This is a genomic window from Bacillus sp. ISL-75, from assembly GCF_018613095.1.
The window spans coordinates 152,171-178,316 of sequence record NZ_JAGGQX010000020.1 but is presented as its reverse complement, the minus strand read 5'-3'; the positions used below and the strand labels follow the sequence as shown (position 1 = coordinate 178,316).

25 protein-coding genes and 1 pseudogene are annotated in these 26,146 nt (G+C 40.3%); 5 read left to right on the top strand and 21 right to left on the bottom strand.

Going from position 1 to position 26,146, the window contains the following annotated elements:
• Nucleotide 1: 1 nt before the first annotated feature.
• Together J7E63_RS10005 and J7E63_RS10000 are read left to right on the top strand one after the other, a co-directional pair.
• Nucleotides 2-523, top strand: a complete 522-nt coding sequence (locus J7E63_RS10005) for a phosphatase PAP2 family protein (RefSeq protein WP_251033469.1) — start codon at nucleotides 2-4, stop codon at nucleotides 521-523.
• Between the two features lie 23 nt (nucleotides 524-546).
• Nucleotides 547-1,689 carry a glycosyltransferase family 4 protein gene (locus tag J7E63_RS10000; protein WP_215011539.1) on the top strand — a complete coding sequence of 381 codons (1,143 nt, stop codon included), beginning with the start codon at nucleotides 547-549 and terminating at the stop codon, nucleotides 1,687-1,689.
• Nucleotides 1,690-1,749: 60 nt separating this feature from the next.
• On the opposite strand, the gene J7E63_RS09995 is transcribed toward J7E63_RS10000, so the two are convergent.
• Nucleotides 1,750-2,925 (bottom strand): ABC transporter substrate-binding protein, encoded by a 1,176-nt coding sequence (locus J7E63_RS09995; protein ID WP_215011537.1) that lies wholly within the window; start codon nucleotides 2,923-2,925, stop codon nucleotides 1,750-1,752.
• 365 nt (nucleotides 2,926-3,290) lie between these two features.
• On the opposite strand from J7E63_RS09995, the gene J7E63_RS09990 reads away from it, so the two are divergent.
• Nucleotides 3,291-4,121, top strand: coding sequence for a metal-dependent hydrolase (locus J7E63_RS09990; protein ID WP_215011535.1), 831 nt, complete (start codon nucleotides 3,291-3,293; stop codon nucleotides 4,119-4,121).
• Between the two features lie 101 nt (nucleotides 4,122-4,222).
• Here J7E63_RS09990 and J7E63_RS09985 read toward each other — a convergent pair whose 3' ends face one another.
• Nucleotides 4,223-4,978 (bottom strand): NRDE family protein, encoded by a 756-nt coding sequence (locus J7E63_RS09985; RefSeq protein ID WP_215011532.1) that lies wholly within the window; start codon nucleotides 4,976-4,978, stop codon nucleotides 4,223-4,225.
• Between the two features lie 6 nt (nucleotides 4,979-4,984).
• Complete coding sequence (locus J7E63_RS30090; RefSeq protein ID WP_285289926.1) at nucleotides 4,985-5,116, bottom strand: hypothetical protein; 132 nt, start codon at nucleotides 5,114-5,116, stop codon at nucleotides 4,985-4,987.
• 205 nt (nucleotides 5,117-5,321) lie between these two features.
• Here J7E63_RS30090 and J7E63_RS09980 point away from each other — a divergent pair, with 205 nt between their 5' ends.
• Complete coding sequence (locus J7E63_RS09980) at nucleotides 5,322-5,555, top strand: hypothetical protein (RefSeq protein WP_215011530.1); 234 nt, start codon at nucleotides 5,322-5,324, stop codon at nucleotides 5,553-5,555.
• Between the two features lie 94 nt (nucleotides 5,556-5,649).
• Nucleotides 5,650-5,829 (top strand): DUF3934 family protein, encoded by a 180-nt coding sequence (locus tag J7E63_RS09975; protein WP_168241740.1) that lies wholly within the window; start codon nucleotides 5,650-5,652, stop codon nucleotides 5,827-5,829.
• Nucleotides 5,830-5,973: 144 nt separating this feature from the next.
• Here the strand turns inward: J7E63_RS09975 and J7E63_RS09970 are convergent, their stop codons facing one another.
• From J7E63_RS09970 to J7E63_RS09895, 18 genes and pseudogenes are all read right to left on the bottom strand, one after another.
• Nucleotides 5,974-7,044, bottom strand: a complete 1,071-nt coding sequence (locus tag J7E63_RS09970; protein ID WP_215011528.1) for an LLM class flavin-dependent oxidoreductase — start codon at nucleotides 7,042-7,044, stop codon at nucleotides 5,974-5,976.
• Between the two features lie 21 nt (nucleotides 7,045-7,065).
• Complete coding sequence (locus J7E63_RS09965; protein WP_215011526.1) at nucleotides 7,066-7,911, bottom strand: VOC family protein; 846 nt, start codon at nucleotides 7,909-7,911, stop codon at nucleotides 7,066-7,068.
• Nucleotides 7,912-8,161: 250 nt separating this feature from the next.
• Nucleotides 8,162-9,544, bottom strand: a complete 1,383-nt coding sequence (locus J7E63_RS09960; protein WP_215011524.1) for an L-cystine transporter — start codon at nucleotides 9,542-9,544, stop codon at nucleotides 8,162-8,164.
• 270 nt (nucleotides 9,545-9,814) lie between these two features.
• On the bottom strand, nucleotides 9,815-11,476 hold the full coding sequence (locus J7E63_RS09955; protein ID WP_215011583.1) for a glycerol-3-phosphate dehydrogenase/oxidase: 1,662 nt from the start codon (nucleotides 11,474-11,476) through the stop codon (nucleotides 9,815-9,817).
• Nucleotides 11,477-11,617: 141 nt separating this feature from the next.
• A complete protein-coding gene (gene glpK, locus J7E63_RS09950; RefSeq protein ID WP_215011522.1) occupies nucleotides 11,618-13,108 on the bottom strand; it encodes a glycerol kinase GlpK in 1,491 nt (496 codons plus the stop codon).
• 25 nt (nucleotides 13,109-13,133) lie between these two features.
• Complete coding sequence (locus tag J7E63_RS09945; RefSeq protein ID WP_215011520.1) at nucleotides 13,134-13,958, bottom strand: MIP/aquaporin family protein; 825 nt, start codon at nucleotides 13,956-13,958, stop codon at nucleotides 13,134-13,136.
• Nucleotides 13,959-14,264: 306 nt separating this feature from the next.
• Nucleotides 14,265-14,834: a glycerol-3-phosphate responsive antiterminator gene (locus tag J7E63_RS09940; protein WP_215011518.1), complete on the bottom strand. Its 570-nt coding sequence runs from the start codon at nucleotides 14,832-14,834 to the stop codon at nucleotides 14,265-14,267.
• 122 nt (nucleotides 14,835-14,956) lie between these two features.
• A complete protein-coding gene (locus J7E63_RS09935; protein ID WP_308161937.1) occupies nucleotides 14,957-15,667 on the bottom strand; it encodes a heterodisulfide reductase-related iron-sulfur binding cluster in 711 nt (236 codons plus the stop codon).
• A 19-nt stretch (nucleotides 15,668-15,686) separates the two neighbouring features.
• Nucleotides 15,687-16,175 carry a 4Fe-4S dicluster domain-containing protein gene (locus J7E63_RS29555; protein ID WP_308161936.1) on the bottom strand — a complete coding sequence of 163 codons (489 nt, stop codon included), beginning with the start codon at nucleotides 16,173-16,175 and terminating at the stop codon, nucleotides 15,687-15,689.
• Nucleotides 16,168-17,319, bottom strand: a complete 1,152-nt coding sequence (locus J7E63_RS09930) for an FAD-binding protein (protein WP_215011516.1) — start codon at nucleotides 17,317-17,319, stop codon at nucleotides 16,168-16,170. The genes J7E63_RS29555 and J7E63_RS09930 overlap by 8 nt, the downstream gene beginning before the upstream one ends.
• On the bottom strand, nucleotides 17,312-18,931 hold the full coding sequence (gene glpA / locus J7E63_RS09925; RefSeq protein WP_215011514.1) for an anaerobic glycerol-3-phosphate dehydrogenase subunit GlpA: 1,620 nt from the start codon (nucleotides 18,929-18,931) through the stop codon (nucleotides 17,312-17,314). The genes J7E63_RS09930 and glpA overlap by 8 nt, the downstream gene beginning before the upstream one ends.
• Before the next feature lie 244 nt (nucleotides 18,932-19,175).
• On the bottom strand, nucleotides 19,176-21,368 hold the full coding sequence (locus tag J7E63_RS09920; protein WP_215011512.1) for an alpha-galactosidase: 2,193 nt from the start codon (nucleotides 21,366-21,368) through the stop codon (nucleotides 19,176-19,178).
• 171 nt (nucleotides 21,369-21,539) lie between these two features.
• On the bottom strand, nucleotides 21,540-22,577 hold the full coding sequence (locus J7E63_RS09915; protein WP_215011511.1) for a sensor histidine kinase: 1,038 nt from the start codon (nucleotides 22,575-22,577) through the stop codon (nucleotides 21,540-21,542).
• On the bottom strand, nucleotides 22,574-23,248 hold the full coding sequence (locus tag J7E63_RS09910) for a response regulator transcription factor (RefSeq protein ID WP_215011509.1): 675 nt from the start codon (nucleotides 23,246-23,248) through the stop codon (nucleotides 22,574-22,576). Before J7E63_RS09910 ends, J7E63_RS09915 begins: the two co-directional genes overlap by 4 nt.
• A gap of 23 nt (nucleotides 23,249-23,271) precedes the next feature.
• A pseudogene (locus tag J7E63_RS29550) lies at nucleotides 23,272-23,397 on the bottom strand (multidrug transporter); the annotation flags it as partial.
• Nucleotides 23,375-23,521, bottom strand: a complete 147-nt coding sequence (locus J7E63_RS09905) for a hypothetical protein (RefSeq protein WP_215011507.1) — start codon at nucleotides 23,519-23,521, stop codon at nucleotides 23,375-23,377. The pseudogene J7E63_RS29550 and the gene J7E63_RS09905, both read right to left, overlap by 23 nt.
• 240 nt (nucleotides 23,522-23,761) lie before the next feature.
• The gene (locus J7E63_RS09900; RefSeq protein ID WP_215011505.1) at nucleotides 23,762-25,183 is read right to left on the bottom strand and encodes a sigma-54 interaction domain-containing protein; all 1,422 of its coding nucleotides are present in this window, start codon (nucleotides 25,181-25,183) and stop codon (nucleotides 23,762-23,764) included.
• 130 nt (nucleotides 25,184-25,313) lie between these two features.
• Complete coding sequence (locus tag J7E63_RS09895) at nucleotides 25,314-26,099, bottom strand: 3-hydroxybutyrate dehydrogenase (protein ID WP_215011503.1); 786 nt, start codon at nucleotides 26,097-26,099, stop codon at nucleotides 25,314-25,316.
• Nucleotides 26,100-26,146: the final 47 nt, after the last annotated feature.

Below are 26,146 nucleotides of genomic sequence, written 5' to 3'. Positions count from 1 at the left end.
AATGCTACATGTATTTTATGGTTTTGAATGCAGGGTCCTGCAAAAGGTAAACAGCCATTTTGATAAAAAGCTATTAAATCTTTTTTTCCGCACGGTTACACACCTTGGTGGAGCTAGAATAACTATCGCGGCGACATTTTTTCTCTTAATCCTCTCGCCAAGGGAGATCAGATTGATTGCCTTTGCCAGCGCACTTGCTTTATCAGCCAGTCATATACCTGTACATCTTGTAAAGTTGCTATTTCCTCGTAAAAGACCCTATTTAATGATTGAAAAAACAAAGTTTCCTGCTAACCCATTACAAGATCATTCTTTTCCTTCAGGGCATACAACGGCAATATTTTCTGTTGTGACCCCATACGTCTTATTCATACCTCTACTTTCTTATGTCCTAATCCCTTTAGGGCTATGTGTAGGCATATCTAGAATTTACTTAGGTCTTCACTATCCTTCCGATGTAATTGCGGGAGGAATTCTAGGGACCCTCACTGGGAGCCTATGCTTTTATTTATTGTGGATATGAGAGAAACAATTAGGAGGGATTATATGAAAATTGCTATTTTCACAGATACCTTTTATCCAGACATCAACGGGGTTGCTGGGACGCTTAAACGATTGACTACCTATTTTGAAGACCAGAATATTGATTTTAAAATTTTTGCACCCGATTCAAATTCCAACGACTATAGTTCTACGAATATTCATCTTTTTAAAAGCCGTTCCTTTTTCTTATACCCTGAATGCCGCCTAGCTTTTCCAAACCTTCTTCAAATCAAGTCAGAGTTACAACACTTCTCTCCTGATATAATTCATGTTGCGACCCCCTTTAATATCGGCCTTTGCGGTATTTATTTTTCTAAGAAATTAAACATTCCCCTTGTTGGTTCCTATCACACCAATTTTGATCATTATTTACGCTATTATGACCTTCATTTTCTTTCAAAAATCCACTGGAAATACATGCTCTGGTTCCATCGAACATGCAGAAAACTCTTTGTCCCCTCAACTGAAACATTCCTACAGCTTAAGCACCATGGATTTTCAAACTTAGAACTATGGCCTAGAGGTGTGGATTGCCAGCTTTATCACCCCTATTATGATAAAAACGCTGTTCAGTGTCATTACAGTACACAAGGAAAATACCTGCTTACCTATGTTGGCAGATTGGCACCAGAGAAAGATATCAAAACACTATTTGCCGTCGCAAAATCAATCCCAGCTGAAATAAGTGAAAAATTACATTGGTTAATCGTTGGTGATGGCCCTTTACGTGAGGAATTGCAAGCCCAAGCTGAAGCTAATATGACCTTTACAGGATACCTATATGGAAAAAGTTTAGCCGAAGTCTATTCAGCATCTGATCTATTGGTTTTTCCCTCACCTACTGAGACCTTTGGAAATGTTGTTCTAGAGTCCCTTGCGAGTGGAACACCTGTTATAGGAGCAAAGTCTGGAGGTGTCAAGAATATAATTAAAGCAGGGATTACAGGTGATTTATGTAAACCAGGTAATGTTCAGGAGTTTAAAGATGCCATTATTCAGATTTTAACGGATGATGGATTGCGAGAACAGATGGGAAACGCCGAAAGAGATTACGCATTAACACAGAAATGGGATCGGATATTTGAAAATCTGACTTGGCATTATACGAATGTAATCGAAGAACAAAACGGACAAAAGTATGCATGATTAATATAAATAAAAAAAGTGAAATGGAAGGACCATCCTTCCATTTCACTTTTCGCAATTTTATGGATTAACTTTCGTGTTAAACACTTGCTTACCGTCTTTATATTCTAAAACAGTTGCTGATTTAATTGGATTGTGGTCTTTATCGATAGTGATCTTACCTGTAATCCTAGAAAAATCTTTGGTATTTTCTAATGCCTCTTTAATCTTTGTCGTATCTGTACCGCCAGCACGCTCAATCGCATCAGCTAATAGATAAACTGTGTCATAGCCAAGTGCATTAAATGCATTAGGTGATTCACCATTGAACTTTTCTTTGTATGTTGTTACGAATTTTTGAATATTTTTATCTGGATCTTCAGATGTGTAATGGTTTGTGATAAATGTATTATTTAAAGCGTCAGCTCCAGCTAATTGCACTAACTTCGGTGAATCCCAACCATCTGCACCCATTAATGGAACAGTGATTCCTAACTCACGAGCCTGTTTTACAATTAAACCAACTTCTTCATAGTATCCAGGAATAAAAATGAATTCTGGATTTTTGGCTTTAATTCGAGTTAACGTTGCACGGAAATCAGTATCTTTCGCAACATATGCCTCTTCGGCAACCACTTTACCGCCAGCCTTTTCATATGTCTCTTTAAATGCAGCCGCCAACCCTTTGGCATAATCACTAGCACTGTCTGCAAAAATAGCTGCATTTTTTACATTTAATTTTTTCGCAGCAAAATTCCCAGCAACGATCCCTTGGAATGGATCAATATAGGAAGTACGGAAGACGAATTCGTTTAATTTTCCATTATCGCCCACTGTTACGTTTGGACTTGTTCCCGATGGAGTTAAAAGAATTGTTTTTGTATCATTTGCGATTTGTGCCTGTGCCACCGTATCACCACTAGTTGCCGCTCCAATAATGGCTGTAACTTTGTCTTGACTTGTTAATTTAATGGCACCGTTTGTAGCTTCTGCTGCTTCGGACTTGTTATCCACTTTAATAATCTCTAGCTTTTTACCCTTTACTCCACCAGCTTTATTAATCTCATCAACTGCAATATCGATACCGTTTTCGAGTGACTCCCCGTAAGAAGCAACCCCACCGGATAGCTCTAAGTTAACTCCAACTTTAATCGTTTTACTGTCACTGCCTGAACTTTTTGGTGCTCCTGAACAACCTGCAAGTATTCCAGCTAATAAAGTGGAAGCCATAAACATTTTTGCCCATTTTTTCTTCATTATAATGACCTCTTTCTTTTTCTGATTTTTCTGACATAACAAAGCGTAGATTGATAACTTTTATGATTCAAAATACTTTTGTTTACTGTCTTAACTAATTGATAAATATTATTTTAGTACAATTTTTTCGATTCGTCTAGTATATTATTCGATTTATTTAAATATTTCTGATTTTTTTGATTAATAATGTTTTTGGTAGCGCTTTCTTTTGCGTATCACCAATAAATGCTATTCAAATTATGTTTTGTGATTCACAAAACATTATACATAAATTTTATCGACCGATGAATAATCCGATTATGGTTCTTATTATTCATTTGAAAAAATAATATGGTATAAAGAGTCTCATTCTGAAGGTTATGGGGGTGTTTGCTCTGAAAATATTACGGCTTGGCCATGCCATGTACGTTCTAAAAAGTAAGGTTGGAAAAAATTATCTTATTGATCCGTTCTTTGATTTAAATCCTGGCTTTCCTCCGCAATTAAACACTGCTGATTTCTACCAATCTATTGATTGTGTATTTTTAACCCACGGTCATTTTGATCATACAAGCGGTCTTCCTAAGTTGGTTGAACATAAACCTGATATTATGATTGTGGCACAATACGAGCTGGCACTCATCCTTTTGCAGCAAGGAATTAAAAATGTCCTTCCCATTAATTTAGGAGGTTCTGTTTCCTTTGAGGATGTAAATGTAACCATGGTACAGGCAAAACATACTTCTTCCTATGGTGAAACCCAAGGCCAACCAGTATATGCCGGTGAATCGGCAGGTTATATTTTTGACTTTAATGACGATTATACGCTTTACCACTCCGGTGATACGGCATTAATGTCAGATATAAAGTTAATTCAAGATGTATATGAGCCGGAAATTGCGATCCTTTCTTCAAGCGGCCATTTTACAATGGGACCAAAAGAAGCCGCCTATGCTGTAAAAAACCTATTAAAAGTTAAATATGTGATTCCCAGTCATACCTTTCCGACACATGAAACAGCTGCCTCTCCTGAATCATTAGCCCAATTATTAAAGGCTTTCCCTGTTGTTGATTTTATGATTGATAAAGACAACGAGTTAAAGGAATTATTAAAGGATTTCCCAAAAACAGCCGTGATTACACTCTCTTATGGAGAAGAAACAGAGTTCGATAAAAACCTTTGGTCAGAAGCTTTAGTTAATAAGGAATTCTCATGATTAGCGAGGCACCCTTTAAGAGGGTGCCTCCTTTTTAAATAAAAGAGTGTCAGGCACCGTTCGTGGACATTTGTCCACGAGTGGTGCCTGACACCATGTTCTTATATTTCAATCTTATATTGCTGCTCACTTATGCCATCCTTAGTGAAGACTCGTTCCACATATTGAATTTCTTTATCTGACATCAACATGACGGTCGAGCTCCTCGTCCCGTAGTTTCCGCTTTTGATAAACAGCGGCGAAAGCATTCTTTCCCATTCTAAAGAAACGCCTGTGTGCGGAAGAAGTTCGTCTGGAGCTTGATCTGCATTTTGGAGGAGACTCAATAGCCATTCTACAAGTTCGACCTGTTCCCCGTTGATGATTTTGGACATGCCTTCCTTGCCTTTTTGCACCTTGGGCCATTCAGTATTTAATAAATGGTTGCTGACTCCATAAATACCAGGCTCCACCTTCAAAAGCTCCTGCCCTTTATTTGAATAATAATAAAGTTCCGTTCCATCCCCTGCGAGTAAGTTATAGCCAGGATACAGATCCTTTTTCTTTACAAGACTTTGCATATAATCCTTTATATTTCCTTTATATTTCAAGGCATCGGCCACCAACTCACCTCTCGAACGCTTTCCTTCCGTTACTTCCTTTGGGTCGCGATAATTGGTCAAAGCCGCAAAACGTCCAGATGTGGTAACTCCCATCCAAGTGCCCATTTTTTCTAAATCTCTACCGGCAAGGATGTCAGGTCTGTCTTCCCAATAATGAGCAGGCGCAGTAGGCCGCCCGTAAAATTCATCTCGGTTTGCCGCTACAAGGAGCTTGTAGACCGGATGGACTCTATAGGCAAAAACGATTAAACACATATACAATCACAGCCTTAAAAATAATGTAACCGGAGGGGTTTTTATTGGATTAATATCGTTCATCATCGAAACTAATTTACTAAACTCCAGTCCCAAACCGTCTTTTTGATCTATTAGGTATAATGTATCCAAATTCACTCCATTACCTCCATGTGGAAAAATAAACCACAAGTTATTATTCGCCTTGTCTCTAGAAAATCCTTTTAACATAGTGGAATCCCGAAGCGTTTTGTATCTTTTAAGTGTTAAAAATGCATAAGGAAAATAAATCTAATCCTGATTTTAATCTCAAGGTTGGAAATAATAATAGCTACGACCTAATTTAATTTGGAGGTGTGTTTTCATGTCAGAATTAGAGCCCTTAGAATACGAAACAGGGACTGCTATCCGCGAATACGACATTATTGATATTACCCAAACAGCCAACGGGTATGAAGTACTGCTTGATATAGAATTAGACAGCGGCTATTCCTTAGCAAGAACCAAGTTAGAAGTTACCAATGAGGACTTATTAGGGTATGAAACAAATGAAATTGAGGAAGGGATTAAATTTGCCTTAGGTTTTTTCAATCATTAACAACAAACTAATATTTTTGAGGGCAAATCACCATGAACTGTGTTAAACTAACCAACGACGTTAGAAGAACGTACATTAATAATGGAGTGGTTAAATGAGTAGTGCGAAAGGGAAAGGCGGAACAGGCAGAGGAACCGGCAAGAAGGGCTGGACTCGTTGGCAAGCAGGTGTCAAAAAAGCAAAAAGCGCCAAACCATATGTCAGCAAAGGTGTCAAAAGAGCAAATGACGGAAACAACACCAGCAATAATAAAGGTGACACATCCGAAAAATAGTAATAATACAAAGACTCAGGGGACTCCATCCCCCGAGTCTTTTTTCCCAGCAAACGACCTTTTCAAAAAAACGTCAGTCCACCACAGGTGGACAAATGTCCACAATCGGTGCCTGACACCTAATTTTTACACCTAATTTCCTTCTTATTTGCTGGTTTCCCTCCTTACGACTGGTGCTACTTCTGTTGCTAATCGCTCGATGCTTTCGGCGACTTGTTTAAAGGGCATTCCGCCGATGTCCATTTGGGCGATAAACCGCTGGTGTCCATATAGTTCGTATTGATGGAGGATTTTTTCAATGATCTGCTGGGAGCTGCCAACAAATAAAGCCGTTTCCGGTCCGGCCATCTGTTCAAAATCTTCTCTGGACATTCTTGTATTCATCCCACGCTGGCGATTAAAGTATCCCCAATAATTAGAATGATACGGATAGAACTCATCCTTTGCCTTTTGGGTTGTTTCCGAAATATATGCATGACCAGTCACTGCAACCTTCATCGACTCAGGATTATGGCCTGCTTGACTGGCGGCTTGTCGGTAAATATCTACAAGCGGCTTAAACCGAATGTGTTCGCCTCCAAGTATCGCTATTGCTAAATTAGTCCCTAATCTTCCTGCTCGTGCTGCGCTTGACGGAGTTCCTCCAACACCTACCCACAATGGAATATTCTCCTGTAAAGGTCGTGGAGCAATTTCCGCATCCTGCAACGGAGAACGAAATTGACCATTCCAGGTCACTCGCTCCTGTGCATTCAGCTGCTGAAAGAGCTTGATGTTCTCTTCAAAAAGCTGGTCATAGTCGTCTAACTCATACCCGAACAGCGGGAAAGATTCTATAAATGCCCCGCGCCCCGCAATAATTTCGGCCCGTCCGTTTGACAGGAGATCAAGTGTCGCAAAATCCTCAAATAGCCGAACAGGATCGACGGTGCTTAAGACAGTTGTAGCACTTGCCAGTTTAATTCGCTTTGTAACTTGTGAAATGGCGGACAAGACGACGGGCGGTGCGGACACGGCATAGTCGAGGCGGTGATGCTCACCAACGCCAACTACATCTAATCCTGCCTCATCAGCCATTTTCGCTGCTTCAATAATTTCTTCAAGTCGCTGTCTTGCGCTGATTGTCTTCCCTGTTCCCCCATCCGGAACTAAATCTCCCAATGTATAGATCCCTATTTCCATACCTGAACGTTCGTCTTTGGAATCTAGCGTCATCTTCAATCCTCCCACTTTCATTTATAAAACTAATCGAATTTGATTTCCTGAAGGATCTTCCGTTACAAAGAAATCAGCTTCTTCCGATATCTGCGCACCTAATTGCTTTAGCTGCTTAAGCACATTCTCTCTTGTTGCCTCATCGGGGAAGACAAGTGTGTACCAATTTAAGCCGACACTGTTTTTTGGAGGTGTCGCTGCCCCTTCACCTTGCCACGTGTTGATAGCAATATGATGATGATAACGTCCTGTGGAAAGGAATGCCGCTTGTGGATAGTAACTAACAATTTCAAAACCAAGCCCTTTAGTGTAAAATTCTTCTGCTTTTTTTAAATTAGATACGTGAAGGTGAATGTGGCCCATAACTGTGCCCGCCGGCAGACCACTCCATTCCGCATCACTCTCCGCGATAATTCCATTTCCATCAAGCTCTTCTGTTGCCATTTCTACTAAACCGTTGTTCCACCGCCATTCTGAAGAAGGGCGATCCCGGTATACTTCAATCCCATTTCCGTCAGGATCGTTAAGGTATAACGCCTCACTAACATAATGATCTGCAGCACCGAGTGGATATCCCGTTTGAATCATATGCCGTAAAAAGCCAGATAAATCAGCTCGTGATGGAAGCAAGATCGCAAAATGATACAAACCTGAACTACGTCCTGTTTTCGCAACCACATCTTTCGGCTGCTCTAGCGTTAATAATGGGGTTTTTCCGTCTGTCGTTAAGACTGCTTTACGATCTAGTTTCTCCAATACTTGAAAGCCCATGATATTTTGATAAAAAGTGATCGCAAAATCGAGGTTTTTTACTTTAATATTGACCTCACCAACATAAATATTTGGTGCCTGATGAAATTTATCCATTTTCTCCTCATCCCTTCATTATTCATTTGTAAACGAATGTTTTAAAAATTAATCTTTTTATTAATATGGTTATTTTACATTCCATTAAACCGATTACTATTTCCTATGCTTACAGTGTACCTCTATTTTATCTTGAATTCAAGTATTTTAAATTCAAAACATATTGCGGACCAGCCTATTTTTTATACTTGCAACAGAAAAAGGACTCTTCCGCTAAGCGAAAAAGCCCTTGAACCTTGCTTCTCGTTTTTTATGCTTCGGCGATATTAGGCTGCTCGTAAACCTCGTTTTCAAACTCGCCTGTTACTTTACTAGTGAGTATGCCTGATGTCATCGCTCCACTGACGTTTAAGGCTGTACGTCCCATGTCAATGAGAGGCTCAACTGAAATAAGCAAACCAACAATCGCAATTGGGAGATTCATCACTGATAAAACGATTAAGGCTGCGAAGGTTGCACCGCCACCTACACCAGCAACACCAAACGAACTAATCGCAACCACAAGAATGAGCGTTAGAATAAAGGATATACTTGTTGGATCCACACCGGCTGACGGGGCAACCATCACCGCTAACATCGCAGGATAAACGCCTGCACATCCGTTTTGACCGATTGTAAGCCCAAACGAACCCGCAAAGTTTGCGATACCTTCGGATACACCAAAGTCCTTTGTTTGTGTTTTAATGGTCATTGGCAAGGTTCCTGCACTTGTCCGTGAAGTGAAGGCAAAAGTTAAGGTTGGCAGCCCTTTTTTCACATAATTTATAGGGCTTAGTTTCGCAAATGATAAGAGAAGAAGATGGACAATAAACACAATAATGAGCGCCACATACGAGGCAATCACAAACTTACCTAGTTTTGCTATCGCGGCATAGTCACTCGTTGCTGTAACCCTGGCTATGATTGCTAAGATACCATATGGCGTTAAACGAAGAATCAGTGTGACCACCCTCATGACAACAGAGTAGAAGGTATCAATGATCTTTGCAAAAAATTCACCATGCTCTGGGTCCTTACGCTTAACTCCAAGGTAAGCAATACCGATAAATACGGCAAAAATAACAACCGCAATCGTCGATGTTGCGCGGGCCCCCGTTAAATCCTGAAACGGATTGCTTGGGATTAACTCAATGATTTGCTGTGGGAGTGTCATATTTTCGATCCCTGCAGCTCTCTCCTCTAACTGGGCATTCCGGGCTGCTTCTGCATCTCCTTCAGTTAGTTGGACCCCGTCAAGACCAAATCCTAATGCAGAGCCGATGCCAACCGCGGCAGAAACGGCCGTCGTTGCAAGAAGGATGCCGATGACAAGAAAACTGATTTTCCCTATATTTTTCGTTAATTTTAGTTTTGTAAAAGCGCCGACAATCGAAACAAAGATGAGTGGCATAACGACCATTTGTAATAGCTTTACATAGCCATTCCCGACTATGTTAAACCAATCAATCGAACCTGACGTTACTTCATGTGTCGTACCATAAATGAGATGAATAATAAAACCAAATATAATTCCTAAACCCAACGCACTAAAAACACGCTTGGAAAAAGAAACATGCTTTTTTTGCATCGTAAATAAACCAAACATGAGTAATAGCAGCACCGCGACATTTACAATGATAAGAAAGGTATTCATGGAATTCCTCCTCTTTATTTTTCGGAAAAATTGAAAACCAAATATTCCAATGCATTAAGTCGGAATTATATTCATTCGTCTTCGTCTTCATCGTCGTCGATATTTCTGTACCTTTATACTTTAAAACAATCAAACGTTTGATATGGTAAATAATATGACATGGCGACCCTATATATTCCAAGCCCATAAATTATTCAATCAAACGTTTGATTAGTTTTTCAATCCTTCCAAAAAGTTACGTGTACCATTAGGGCTGCACGGCGGATAAACTCATTTCATTTCAGTCGGTTTCGGATGGATAGCATCCTTAAGTGCGGTTTCTAATTCGTCTTTGAACGCGGCCTTCTCCTCCAATGTCCATCCAAGAGCATCTTCCATAAAGCCAATGATTGCTTCTTTCCACTCATGTACCCATTGAATATCAAAAAATAAAGCTCCCGTTCGGCGGATAAAAAAGTCCACTGGTTTTACGGCCATTTCTTCCTCTAAGGAATAAACGATTTGAACAAACACCTCTAGAGGCAAGCCAAATTTGTTATTTGGGTCATACGTTTTCGCTATTTCAAAAATACGATCTATATTGGAACCATATCGATGGACTAATTTTCGGTATTGGTCCTTTGAAAGCCCTCTTAACTCGCCTTCTTTTTCCTTTTTTTCTATAAATGAAGCAAAGTTACGAGAGCCATCCATATGACCTCCAGAAATAGGTAAATGCTTTGTTTGGCAAGATCCAATATGGCGTGCTTCGCCGCACTGTTTAGCGATCAAATCTACTACAGTTTCTGCCATTTTTCTGTATCCGGTCAGTTTCCCGCCTGCGATTGTAATCATGCCAGAATTTGATACCCAAATTTCATCTTTTCGCGAAATTTCAGAGGGATCCTTGCCTTCTTCATAAATAAGTGGTCTTACCCCTGCCCAGCTTGATTCAATATCCTCCCCATTAATAGCAACGGTTGGAAACATATAATGAATCGCATTAATAATGTAATCTCGGTCAGCTGCCGTCATTTTCGGATGAATCGGATCGTTGCCATAATAGGTGTCTGTTGTCCCCACATACGTTTTCCCATCCCTTGGAATGGCAAATACCATGCGGCCATCAGGTGTATCAAAATACACCGCCTGTTTAAGGGGAAATCTCGACTGATCCATCACCAAATGGACCCCTTTGGTGAGCCGCAGTTTTTTCCCAGATAACGACTGATCCTTGTCTCGGAGCGAATCGACCCAAGGGCCAGTGGCATTAATGATGTGTTTTGCGTAAATATCATGAACGGTACCAGTTAATAGATCCTCAACATTTGCACCGATCACCTTACCCTCTTGATACAGAAGCTCAATTACTTTTGAATAGTTTACTGCTTTGACACCATGAGCGACCGCTTCTTTTATAACTTCGATGGTTAACCGAGCATCATCGGTCCGATATTCCACATAATATCCGCCGCCTTTTAATCCCTCTCTTTTAATCAGCGGCTCTTTCTGAATGGTATCATCCAAAGAAAGCATTTTTCTTCGTTCACTTTTTTTTACGCCTGCTAAAAAGTCATAGACTCGTAGTCCAATTGATGTACCGAATTTCCCAAACGTTCCACCTTTATGCATTGGCAGGAGCATCCATTCTGGTGTAGTTACATGCGGGCCATTTTCATAAACAATCGCTCGTTCCTTCCCTACTTCCGCGACCATCTTTACTTCGAATTGTTTTAAATACCTGAGACCACCGTGAACAAGCTTCGTTGATCGGCTTGATGTCCCAGCGGCAAAATCTTGCATTTCGACTAATGCCGTTTTCATTCCCCTTGTTACGGCATCTAATGCGATTCCAGCGCCTGTAATTCCCCCACCGATAACAAGTACATCAAATTCCTCAACTGCCATTTTCTTTAAGATCGTGTTCCTATTCGAACCCGAGAATTTTAACATTTCCACTATGGTTACCTCCAATGGGGATAAAAAAAAGAGGCCACAACAATCACAATGATATTAAATCCATTGCTTTGTTGTGGCCTCTCGAGTTTCTCCCGCCAAAATATTAACTTAAGTATAGTTTACCATAGATGACGATTATTTAAAAGCCCTAGCTGCGTTTACAGCCTTTTTCCAACCTGTATATAAATTGTTTCGATCCTCTTCAGCCATATCTGGTGTAAATGCTTTATCCATATTCCATTGAGTAGCTATTTCTTCTTGGCTTTCCCAATAACCTACCGCTAATCCTGCTAAATATGCAGCTCCTAATGCTGTGGTTTCTTTTATTTCTGGACGTTCAACTGGAACATCTAACACATCGCTTTGGAATTGCATTAAAAAGTTATTAGCAACAGCTCCACCGTCTACACGCAAAGCTTTAAGCGAAATACCTGAATCCGCCTCCATAGACGTTAAGACATCCTTTGTTTGATAAGCAAGGGATTCTAACGTTGCGCGAACAAAGTGTTCTTTCGTTGTACCACGTGTTAAGCCAAAGACCGAACCACGTACATCACTATCCCAATAAGGTGTTCCTAAACCGACGAATGCTGGAACGACATAAACACCGTCAGTAGATGCTACACTAGTAGCAAATTTCTCGCTCTCTTCAGCGTTTCTAAACATCCGGAGCCCATCACGAAGCCATTGAATGGCAGATCCGGCAACAAAGATACTTCCTTCTAATGCATATTCTACTTTTCCGTTAATACCCCATGCAATTGTTGTTAACAAACCGTGCTCTGATTTTACTGCTTGTTCTCCGGTATTCATTAACATAAAGCAGCCAGTTCCATAAGTATTTTTCGCCATTCCTTTATCATAACATGCTTGACCGAATAGCGCTGCTTGCTGGTCACCCGCAACTCCGGCAATTGGCACATTACAGCCAAAGAAATGGTAATCAACTGTTTCTGAGTATACTTCTGAAGATGGGCGAACTTCTGGAAGCATCGAAGCAGGCACAGAAAGAATATCTAATAACTCTTCATCCCATTTAAGATCATGAATATTGTACATCAATGTTCTCGATGCATTGGAGTAATCTGTTACATGGGCTTTTCCACCAGATAGTTTCCAAATAAGCCATGTATCAATTGTTCCAAATAGCAGTTCACCACGCTCTGCTTTTTCTCTTGCACCTTCTACATTATCAAGAATCCATTTCACTTTTGTTCCAGAGAAATAAGCATCAATTAAAAGGCCTGTTTTATCCCTGAATAATTGATCATATCCTTTTGCTTTCAATTCTTCACAAATTGCTGCTGTTTGGCGGGATTGCCAAACAATTGCATGATATATCGGTTGGCCAGTTTCTTTATCCCAGACAACTGCTGTTTCCCGTTGGTTTGTAATACCGATTCCAGCCACTTGTTCTGGTTTTACATTCGCCCCGGCCAAACAAGAAGCCATTACCGCTAGGATCGAACCCCAAATTTTATTTGCATTATGTTCTACCCAACCTGGTTGAGGGAAGAATTGTTGAAATTCCTGCTGAGCGACTTGGACAATCTTTCCTTCTTTATTAAAAAGAATAGCACGTGAACTTGTTGTACCTTGATCTAATGATAAAATGTATTTTTCCATATATAAACTCTCCCTTTAATTAAAATTATGCACTGACTTTTTCTACGTGGACCGTTTCCTGAGGTTTCTTTCCCATTACGGAAGCGATCCCAAGAACAACTACAATTGCCCCTATTATAAACCAAAGACTCATTTCTGTTTTACCGAGAAAGGCAGCTTTATAAAATAATCCTCCCAAACTTCCTCCAAGGATTGGGCCTACAATGGGAATCCATGAATATCCCCAGTTAGAACTTCCTTTTCCTGGAATAGGAAGAAGGGCATGTGCTAACCTTGGACCAAAGTCACGGGCGGGATTGATCGCATATCCTGTTGTTCCCCCAAGACTTAAACCGATACTAACAATAAGGAAGCCTACCACAAGTGGATTTAGTCCATCTGTAAATTTATTTGCACCAATCGCTAATATTCCTAAAACAAGAATAAATGTACCAATAATTTCACTAATTAAATTTGCAAAAGTATGCGGAATGGCAGGACCTGTTGCAAATGTACCTAATTTCGCCCCTTGATCTTCTGTTACTCTCCAATGTGGAAGGTATTGGAAATAAATAATTATAGCCCCAATCATTGCACCAATTACTTGACCGAAAATATACGATGGGACTTCTTTCCACGGAAGGTCACCGGTAAAGGCCAGCGCCACGGTTAAAGCAGGATTTAGATGGGCGCCACTAAATTTACCTACTGAGTATGCAGCAACGGCTACCGCAAATCCCCAACCAAACGTAATCACAATCCAACCACTGCCATTAGAGAGTGTTTTCTTCAGATTCACACCTGCGCACACGCCAGCACCTAACGTAATTAAAATTGCCGTGCCAATTAATTCACCCCAAAAAGCTGTCATAATAAACCTCCTTTTTTTTAAAAAACATCTTTATCCGTCGAAAATAATCCAGAAAAAAACAAAAAAGACACACAGAAATATCCCAAAAAAAGGGGAATTCCGTGAGTCTCTGGCTCTTCTTCACATATTATCAACTTAATTACTAGTATAATATTTACCTGAAAGCGCTGTCAATACATTCACAAAATCTTCATATTTTCACTCATTATTTGCCTATATTAATCTATTGTAGCTGCCGAAAACCAACATAAAAAGGCATTCTCTATGAAAATAAAGAATGTCTTTTGAGTACAATTTAGTATTCTATTACTTTTTCTTTTCTGGCTCAAAATATTTCCATAAATCTTTTTTGGATGTTGTTACTGTGATTGCTCCTGCTGCAAATGCTTGTTCTACCTCTTCAATCGTATCGATAAATCCTCCGGCAAATACTTCCCTTTGCGTTCGATTGCGAATATCCTTAATAATTTTCGGCATAATTCCAGGTAACACTTCAATAAAATCGGGCTGGGTCCGTTCGATTAACGCGAAACTCTTTTCGATTGAACTCGTGTCTAATAAAAACAGACGCTGAACCGAAATTACGCCTTTCTGCCTCGCTTTCAGAATAACGCTACCTTTAGTTGAAATCAGTCCAAATGGCTTAAATTCCTGACAAATAAATTCGGTGGAGTATTCATCACTTTTTAGACCATGAATTAAATCCATATGAATAATTAACTTTTTATGGTTGGCCTTAGCCATTTGAAAAATGGGTTTCAGTCTGGAAACATGCAGATCCAAAATGACAAGATACTCATAATTACTTATCATCATTTTTTCAACATCTTCTATTTTTCGAATTGCGGGTAACACCTTTTGTCCAAAGAAGCTCATCCCCATTGTTCACCTTTCATCTTCGTTCTCTTATTCTATTATTTTATAACAATTTTATCCCTCTATACAGTCTTTAATTAGATTTACTTAGATTGGTAATGTCCAAACTGTGTAAATGGATATTATAGCAATACTTTTGCACGTTCATATGATTCTGCTACGATTTGCATGGGGTGTTTAACCGCTTTTTCATTCAGTTGGTCAAGTTGATTTTTACACATTCCACATTCTGTAACGGTATAATCTGCATTCAATTCCTCCACTGCTTCAGCCATCGGTCGGCCAATTTTCATCGAAACATCATATTTTTCCGTTTTAAATCCAAAAGTGCCACATTGCCCGCAGCAGCCTGCTCCCACGTCAGTAATTTCATAGCTGGGAATAAGTTCTAATATATCCATCGCTGGATTTCCAATTCCTTGTGCTTTCATATGGCATGGAGCATAGTAACCTGCTTTTGTATTAATTGGCGCTAAATTCATGTTCAGTTCCCCATTTTCCTTTAGCATGAGCAAATATTCATCCGCATCATAGACATGGTTGGCCAATTCTTTTGCTTCCTCTGTCTTTACATATGCTACATACTCTTTTTTAAGTGCAAGGGTGCAGCTTGTACAGGTGACGACTATATCATAGCCTTGGCGAGTATATTCTAAAAAGCTATTAATATTATCGTTTGCATTTTTCAGTCCTTGTTTCATTTGTCCGTTAGCGAACATTGGAACACCGCAGCATTTTTGGTTGGGTTTAACCACCTCAATGCCATTATGCTCCATCACCTTAATGAAGCTTTCTGCTACTTCTGGTGCATTATAAGTCGCATAACAACCCACAAAATAAGCGACTTTGCGCTCAGTAAAGGCATACTTTCTGTATATAGACACGGTTGAAATTATTAAAACGATACTTTGGAAATTGCCTCTCTGCAGGAATGCCCATGATGATCTCCATCACCTTTCGTACAGGTTTCATTCCCATGGCAAGATTCGTAACAGGTGCAAACGCGGAAGCCAGTTTTCCTACCATTTCAGCATTACTTAACACCAAGTCACGGAATTTTGTTCCCGACTTCTCCGCATGAATCGCTTTTAAATAAGCGGTCAACGTCGATACATGGACATTCTCCGGACAAGACATGTTGCAATTGCCACATAGCGTACATAATTCGATTCGTTTATCATCGAGGAGTTGTCGATTATCCATAAGCCTTTTTAACTCAGGTCCTAAATGTTTCGGGCCGCCGAATTCCAACGATGTATTGGAAACAGGACAGCTTGCAACACACGCATTACATTTAAGACACTTATCAAATGTGGATTCAGCAAATTGCAACTCAAGCACTACGTGTTCCCCCTAACATCATTTGCTGGCGAAGTTGTTCGATCATTTCATGGATCGATAAAAGGATAAAAACACCTCCGGTAATACCGTTCTGCGTAACCTGAATACCCCTGCTTGCACCTACTGGGTAGAGGTTGGTTGGACAATGAAGCAGTGCTCCCTTTTCATCTGTTTCCAGTCGTAAATCCGTTTCCTTTAACCCTTCCGTGGTTACTTCCAATCCACCACCTAGAATCCCTCCGGTTGCGAGGATAAATTGTTTCCCGTTAAGGTTCGTCAATCTATTTGCGGTATGGATAGTCAACGATTTGATTTCTTCTCCGTCAATGATGCACCCAGTAACGGTGGTGTCAGCATAAAATCTCACACCTAATTTCACTGCTTCTTTTTTCAAACGTTCATAGAGACGGATGGCTGTCGTATTCGGTGGCATGCCAGGTGCCTCGGTGATCTTTGCATTAAGTTCAAAAGAAAACTGTTCCATTGTTTCTTTCCATTGCTCAACTCCAAGTGATGCTGGAAAAATAAACATATCGCCTTGCCTGATATTCTCTTCAACAATACGCCGTTTAATTTGGTTGATGCAATGGTTCCGAATTTCCTTTTGATCCAATAGCCGTGCCGCATCTAATTGTGTCATCGTCCGCTGCGAGTGATTTCCTAACTTAATTTTTAATACATCTATAGCTAACTGAGGTCTAGCCTTTTGTAAATTCCCTTTAATATAAGCGGGCTGAAAATCGACTACTTCCTCAAACCCAACGATCACAACATGACCTTTTTCTGGAAGGGGAGAAATGGTCTCAGGGTAAAGTGCTGTCTTTTTCACATGGCCGGAGCCGGTAACAATGGAAGAGAGTTTCTCGATTTCACCCTCGTACGGATATCCTAATTTTTTCGTTAAAGTTTTAAATTGTTCTATTGCTCTTGTCAATTGAGATAGTTGCAAATTACTCATTTGATAAAGCTCAGCCCATTCATTTAATCCCTCCACTGATCCAGGAATTAGGTCCATCACCCCGGTTGATTGAATAATTTCCCCTGTTCCAGTGGCTACTAATGCCGTGCTATACCCTTGTTCTTTTGCCCAAATGGCAGAAATCAATCCCGATAACCCTTGACCTAAAACAACCACATCATACATGTTGATAATCCCCCTCTCCGAGTCCTAAAGAAACTTTATAAATCGTTTCCATCAACTGCAATTGCTTCGCGGTTTCACCCGTAGCAACCACATCCATACCTTTTTTCCTTTCAAAAACTGCATGGTGAAGTGCCCATTCAGCATCCTCAATCGTCGTCTTTCCTTTCTCAACAGCTAGTGCTGCTGTCCGGTGATTGCAGAAGGTTCCTTGACACGGTCCCATGCCTAAGCGGGTTCTACGCCGAATATCCCCTAGATGAAATCGGCCTTCCTCTGGTAAGACGGATTCAATTTCTGCCCAGGTTACTTGCTCACACTCACAAACGACAACATTTGAATGCTTCTCTTTTAAGGCTGATTCAATTTTTTTTGCCTTCGGACCTGCCCAATGAAATAATTTTTGTTTTGCAGCAGGAGCCATATCCACTTCTTTGAAAAACTCATCAGCGTTCCGGTGAGGGACCATTTCCTGGTCCGTGGTGCAGTTTGCCTTTACCCCGAGTTTTTCGCAAATTAAATCGACTGTTTTTTCCGCCATAAAGCGGAAGGTTGTCAACTTCCCGCCTGTAATCGTGACTAATCCGTCCAATCCATCGCGTGTATGATGGTCTAATAACGCAACTCCACGGGTAACATTCCTCCCACTCACATCAGCCACATTCGATTCTTGATATAGTGGACGGCTGCCGCTATAAGCACGAATCAACCGTAATTCATTGATCTTTGGAATTAACTTTTTCCCTTCAGCCAACATACCCTCGAGCTCTTGTCGACTTAAGGAAAAGTCATTCGGATCTTCGACATTCATTCCAGTTGTACCAAAGATTGTCACATTATGGGCCGGAACGAAAATGTCAGCATCTCCGGGCATGCGCAGACGATTAATGACTTGCTTATTGATACGATGGCTAAAAATTGCGAGCATCCCTTTATTATTAATCATTCTTAAGGGAATCCCGGCTAATTGGGCAATTTCCGCCCCCCAAGGACCTGCTGCATTAACAACCAGCTGAGCAAAAATTTCTTTTTTCTCCCCTGTAAAAACATCACGAACACGCAAACCAATTACCCGGTTTTGCTCCGTTAATACATCTACCACTTCATGATAGGTCAAAGCCTTTGCACCATGTTTTACCGCATCCGCGACCACATCAACCACCATCGTAAAACAGTCAACCGCACCATCTGGGACCCGATACACGGCTTGTAAGTCCTTGCTTAAAAAAGGTTCTTGCTGTAAGGCGTGGGCAACAGGTATTTCTTCAACAGGAATACCCACCTTTTCACAAGACGTCAGCCATTTTTGAATATATTGATCATCATCTTCAGGTACTTTTACGAATAAACCTCCTGTTTGCTCGATTGAACCTGGAATCGTTTTTTTTAAGATTAGGTTTTCTCGATAACTTTCAATTGCTACTTCTTCATCACGAACAGCATATCGTGCACCCGAATGGAGCAGACCATGATTTCGTGTGGAAGTTCCATGTCCCAAGTCCTGTTGCTCTATTAATATCGCTTTTATGCCACGTAAGGAAAGATCACGAAGCACTCCTGTACCCGTCATTCCTCCACCTATTACAATTACTTCTGTTTCCAGTTTTTGTCCCATACCCAATTCCCTCCCTGTTCATCTTAAGGGGTATTTTTGCACACAAAAAAGCCATAAAAACGCATAGGAATAGTAATAATCATTCCCAAGGGTTTTTATGGCTTTCTCCAAGTCTCTAAGCCTGCTATTATATTTTCTACTTAAGCATATACCAAAAAAATTTCTTTGCAAAGGTAAATGGCATGTCAAAATTGTGAATTTTAATTGATATATATATAAGGTAATGCTCGTATTTTTTATTTGATTACTTTTCGAATGCTTCAATGTGGTAAATAATCGATGTAAAATCTCTTTTTATCAATGGCAGCATTAATCCAATTTTCATAAGCTCATCGCCCACATATTCCTGTTCTCCCCTATTTACTCTATACATCTCATCCGACTTTAGCCCACGCAACTTCAGCCGGAAAAACGGTGGATTTGGTGTTGCCAACGTTTTAAAGTAAAAAACAGCAGCCCTTTCCTGATTCGGTGAAACATACATCCACGCCGAATCCATTCCATCAAACGGACTTAACAGCCTGAATAAGTCACCAAAACAGACGATATCCTTGATTTGATGATATCGTTTGATTTGCTCCATTACCACCTCCTTATCATCCCGACTCAGTTTGTCGATATTTAATTCAAACCCCAAATTTGCAGCCATCGCCACATGGCATCTCATTAAAAGCGGTGTGGTTCTACCGACCTGGTGATTTGGCACATCTGATACATGTGCTCCCATTGTAATGGCAGGATAAATGAGACTTGTTCCGTATTGAATTTTAAGCCGTTCAACAGCATCCGTATCATCACTCGTCCAGGTTTGCGGCATATAATAGAGCATTCCAGGATCAAAGCGACCGCCTCCTCCGGAACAGCTTTCAAATAAAATCCTAGGAAATCGTTCGGTCAGTTTGTCTAGGATTCGGTACAAGCCAAGCATATAACGGTGCGCGGTTTCTTTTTGCCGATGAGGTGGAAGCGCAGCTGAACCCACCTCCGTCATATTTCGATTCATATCCCATTTCACATAGGAGATCTTAGCACTGCTAAAGACTTCGGTCAGCGTTTCGATTAAAAAATTACATACGTCTTCCCGGCTTAAATCAAGAATTAATTGATTTCTGGACTGTGTTCGGTTCCGTCCCGGCACATGGATACACCAATCGGGATGCTTCTGATACAAATTACTGTCAGGAGAAACCATTTCCGGCTCGACCCATAACCCAAATTGCATCCCCTTTTTTTGGATATAATCAGCCAATCCGGTTAAACCATTCGGAAGTTTTTTCTTAAAAACAAACCAATCACCCAACGAACTTTTATCATTGTCACGATGCCCAAACCAGCCATCATCCAATACAAACAGTTCAATGCCCAACTCTTTTGCTGCATCCGCAAGGTCGATAAGTTTTTTTTCATTAAAATGAAAAAAGGTGGCTTCCCAGTTATTAATGAGAATTGGGCGTGTTTTGTCGCGGTATACCCCTCGACAAACCCTTTCCCTCAGAAATTTATGATATGTCCTGGACATTCCTCCAAGCCCGTCCGAGGAATAAACCATTAAAGCCTCAGGAGTTTGAAAGGTTTCCCCCGGCTGCAGCACCCATGTAAAATCAAAGGGGTTTATGCCGATGCTAAGTCTGGAAGTTTGATAAGGATCCACTTCGATGGAAGCTTGAAAATTCCCACTGTATACCAAACTGATGCCAAATACATCCCCATATTCTTCGTTAGTGTCTTTTGAAAGCAGCGCAACAAAAGGATTATGTTGATGGCTGCTTGAACCCCGAGCTGATGAAATCGTTTGAATCCCGTGGTTGAGTGGCTGTCTTTCGATGTGACGCTCACGCCCCCATGTTCCATAAAGGTGCAGCCAATCCCAATCTGATTGATGAATGTCGACTGACATACTCATACACTTATGTATTTCCACTTCATGGCTGCCAAGGTGCTCAAAGGAGACCGATCTCGTTATCACATCAAAATCACGATAAATTGTATAATGTAGATTTATCCCGATCCCAAGCATGGAATCTACCAGTGTTAGCACTAATGTTTCAGCATCAGAATTATCCTCGACATAAGCAGACGGTAATCCCTCAAGCGTATGTTTTCCTTGAAAAATTTCATGAGAATCAAAGACAAAGTCCGTTACCGTAGTTCCGTCAGCAGAACGGATCTGATAAGCCGGCGAACGAAAGTCCCCGTTCCCAAAAGCGGGATATTCCTGTGGTAGCGTATCAAGTGAAAATTGCGGAAGAGAAGGTTCGGTAGTCGGCGAAAAAGCCCTGCCTTTAAACGCCAGAATGGAAGAAGGATGCAGCGTCTTAACCATCTTGCCCCAATACAAATGAGCGGGATATTTACCATGGACAATTTGAATCAAATAACTAGTCTTGCTATTGTACAAATGAAAAATCCTATCCTTTTCATCCCAATCAATTGGCACGAGCACTCATTCCCCCATTGTTAGATAACCTAAATTACTTACTTATCTTCCTATAAATATGATTTTCCCTATGTATATCAGAACAATAAATTTAAAAAGGGTGTCAGGCACCGTTCGTGGACATTTGTCCACGAGCGGTGCCTGACACCCAAATCTACACAAAAATGGTTTTTATAGTGTAATGGTGAAGGTGGTTCCCTTCCCTTCTTCGCTGTCAACACAGATGGTTCCTTCGTGCATTTCGATGATTTTTTTTACGATGGAGAGTCCTAAACCGCTGCCGCCTTTTGACCGGTCCCTTGCCTTATCTGCTTTGTAGAATCGTTCAAATACATGGATCTGATCTTTTTTCGTGATGCCAATCCCCGTATCGGAAATTTTCACGATCGTTTTGTCATCGACCTGCTGGAGATGGACACGAATACTTCCGTGCTTCTCAGTAAATTTAATACTATTGTGAATCAGATTGGTCCATACCTGGCTCATCAAATCTTCATCCGCAATGATGATGACCTTCTCGAGGGACACATCCAGTTCCAGTTCCTTTTCAATCCAATGTGGTTCACAGGCCAATATAATTGTCCGTAATTGTTGGTCTAACCGATAGCTATGTCGCTCAAAGGGATGATGCTTGGATTCTAGGGAGGTTAGTTTTAGAAGATTATCACTTAATTTCGATAATCTTTTGCTTTCTGTTTCAATAATACTGAGATAATGACTTCTTTCATCGCTCGAAAGCTGGCCATATTGAAGTGCTCTTGCAAAACCCATGATCGACGTCAGCGGCGACTGAATTTCATGTGAGACATTAGAAATAAACTCCTGCCGCATCTCTTCCAACTGCTTTAATTGCTTAGCCATATGATTAATATGGTCAATCAGACTCGTGAATTGATTTCTTTTACCAGCCTTTAAATCGAGGTATACATTAAAATCACCTTTAGAAATCCTACTTAACGCATCCAGTACTTCATGAAAGAGATTGCGTCGCCTTGAACGAGTGAATAAAGATATAAGAAAACCAACTAAGCTCATCGTCAATAAACCAGTAATTACCGATGCCATATGACGAAGGTAATCGGATGTATGAAAATCGAATAATCGATAAGTGCCAGAGACAATAAAATAACCTGCTGAAAAACCAAAAGAGACAAATACAAAGAAAAAGACAATCCCAAAAACATGTTGAAAAAAGCGCTTGATTTTCATAATTTTACCTCAAAGCGGTAGCCTAATCCCCAAATCGTCTGAATCCGGAACGGGAATTCTCTTTCTGGAAACCGCTCTCTTAACCTTTTAATATGAACATCGACAGTTCGTTCGTCTCCTTCATAGTCGTAGCCCCAAATGTCTTCAATGAGCACTTCTCGTGAAAACGTTTTTCCAGGATAGCTGGCCAGTTTAAACAACAGCTCAAATTCTTTCAACGGAATCGTATATTCCTTATTTTTAAAAGAAATTTCATGTGTTTTTCGATTCAATTTAAATTCATTAATCGTAATCGTTTGCGAAACCGTTATATTATACCGTTTTAATAATGCTTTAACTCGAGCGGTTAACTCCATTGGGTCAAAGGGTTTAACTAGATAATCGTCCGCTCCCAACTCGAATCCTTTCAGCTTTTGTGTGGTTTCCCCTTTGGCGGTCAGCATTAAGATGGGAATATCACTAAATTCCCGCAGCTCTTTGCATAATTCCCAGCCATCCATATTTGGCATCATAATATCAATGATCGCTAAATCCATCTTTACTTTTTCCATCAGTTGTAATGCCATTACACCATCTGATGCCTCATAAAGTTCGAATCCTTCTTTTTTTAAAAAAAGTTGGATTAGTTCGCGAATATTAGCATCATCATCGACCATTAGAACTTTTGTCATTCCTCCTCATTCCTTTCCTTCTATTAAGCAGATTCGTTGATCCGTAATTGTTGCTCGGCAAATTCACGATACAAGGAGTGAGTTCTTAAAAGTTGTTCATGTGTACCGCTTCCCTTAATTTTCCCTTTATCCAAAAAGATAATTTGATCGCCCCACTATTGTGGTACCTACACTTAATAAAAGAGCGATACCAAGGAGCAATTTAGATGGATTGGTATGCTGAACCAATCGAATAAATTGACGCCAGCCCTTTTGACTCTTTACTTCAGACATTTATATTTACATCCCTTCTAAAGGTCACGTTAAATTCAAGTCTACATTCTCGATTACAACCCGATTATACAAAGAATATATGAATTGAATATGAACTGCCTATAAGAATAGCTTAAAAAAGGTGTCAGGCACCAGCCGTGGACATCTGTCCACGGCTGGTGCCTGACACCCTAACAAGATCGGCTTTCTTCCACCTACTCTTTTCGAGTTGGAAATGAAGTCCCAAATTAATTATTGTTACTATCTAATAGCATATAATTTACATTTTTCATAGAAACTAGTTTTCCCAATTTCCAGTAGTTTAGCAGCCTCCTGCTTATTGCCATTTGTCACCTCTAATGCATTTAAAATGGCTTTCTTCTCGGCATGAGCAAGTGTTTCTTTTAATGAGAAAATCGGTAATAGCGGTTTTGGCGTCGTCTCAAGATTCTGGGTATTAGCTCCCTTAACAAAGTTAGTCTCCGGTTCCATGTCACGTAAGTATAATGGCAGGTGGACCATTTCAATCGTTTTCCCATCCAGAACATTGATGGATCGTTCCAAGACATTCTCAAGTTCCCGGATGTTTCCCGGCCATGAATGCTCCATTAGTCTCTCTTCTACCACAGTAGATAGCTCAATTCCTTTGCGGTAAAATTTCCCCTCTAACTTTTTCAATAAGCTTTGAGAGATTAGCGGAATATCCTCTTTTCGCTCTCTAAGAGGGGGAATTTCTATTTTGATGACATTTAATCGATAATACAAATCCTGACGAAACTTTCCTTCTTCCACCAGCATCTCTAAATCCCGGTGTGTTGCTGCTATGATTCGCACATCTACTGCAATTGACTTTTGACCTCCGACTCGCTGAATCTCTTTTTCCTGCAGCACCCTCAAAAGCTTACTTTGCATCGAAAGTGGCATGTCACCTATTTCATCTAGAAAAAGTGTACCATTGTTGGCAATTTCGAACTGCCCCTTCTTTCCGCCTTTCTTTGCTCCTGTAAACGCACCATCATCATAGCCAAATAGTTCCGATTCTAGTAAATGTTCAGGTATTGAAGCACAATTGATTGCAACAAAGGGTAAGGAGGCACGCATGCTGCTATTATGAATGGCATGAGCGAATAATTCCTTGCCTGTTCCTGAATCCCCGATCAATAAAACGGATGAGTTGCTTCCAGATATTCTTTCTGCTAATTTTTTGGTTGCTAGAAAAGTAGAGCTTTTTCCAATTAAATCATTGAATTGGTACTTACTTTTCAGCTCTTTTTCCAGTTTTGTTTTATAATACTTTAATTCTTCAACTAGCCCCTGGATTTTTGTTTTATACATCCGCCATTCCTCAGGGGTACGAAACATGACAGTTCCCACCGCTCCGACGATTTTTCCATCCTCAATGATCGGGAAACGGTTTGCAATCATTTCACTTCCATTAATCGGATGAAGAGCAGCAAGTTCTTTTTGTCCTGTTTTGACGACAATGTGCATGCGAGAATTTTCAATGACCTCTTGTACAGGCCGGTTGACAGCATCTTTAACGGTCGTTCCTAAGAACTCACAATATGCCTCATTTATATAAAGAATAGTCCCATCATGATCGACGACTACGATTCGTTCTGCTAATAGATGAATCATTTGCTCATGCCATTTATTGGGAATCTTCTCAAATCCTTGGTACATTCTTTTCCCACCTCTACACCTTAGATATTATAATTATACCAAACGAGTACGTTGATTTGAGTGAATGGAGGCATTTTCATACAATATGAAAATCCTATTCGAACAATCGAATAGGATTCTCTATTTGGAATTATTGAGCCGTGTAGCCGCCATCTAGAATAACTGCTTGACCTGTAACGCCTCTTCCTTTATCACTTGCTAAAAAGACCGCATAATCAGCAATTTCTGTTACGGATAATAGCCTTCTTTGTGGAACCAGCGGGAAGAGTACTTCTTCAATTACACTGTCTAAGCTGACGTTCCTCGTTTTAGCCAAATCTCCCAATTGGTTTCTTACTAGTGGTGTATCCACGTAACCAGGACATAAAGCATTTACGGTGATTCCGTCTGCTGCACCTTCCAATGCTGCAACCTTGGTCAAACCAATGACGCCGTGTTTTGCACTATTATATGCGGCCTTGCCAGCAAACCCGATCACACCATTAATGGAAGCCATATTGATTACTCTTCCAAAGCCTTGTTTCTTCATGATTGGAAATACATTTTTAATCCCGATAAATGGTGCGGTTAACATGATTTTGACTAGTAATTCAAATTTCTCAGTCGGAAACTCCTCAATTGGTGATACATACTGCATTCCTGCATTATTGACTAAAATATCAATACTTCCGAACGCTTTATAAGCTGACTGAAGACTATTTTTAAATGCTTCCTCGTCGGTCACATCACATGGCGCAGATAATGCTTCAAATCCTTGCTCCCTTAATTCAGCAGCCACTTCTTCGCTTTTATTAGCATTTAGATCTGAGATCACAACCTTAGCGCCTTCTTGTGCAAACGCCCTTGCGATTTCTAATCCAATCCCACTTGCAGATCCTGTAATAAATGCTGTTTTTCCTTCTAATGACTTGGTCATACGAGAATCCTCCTTTATAACTAGACAACTATTCTTCTATATTTACG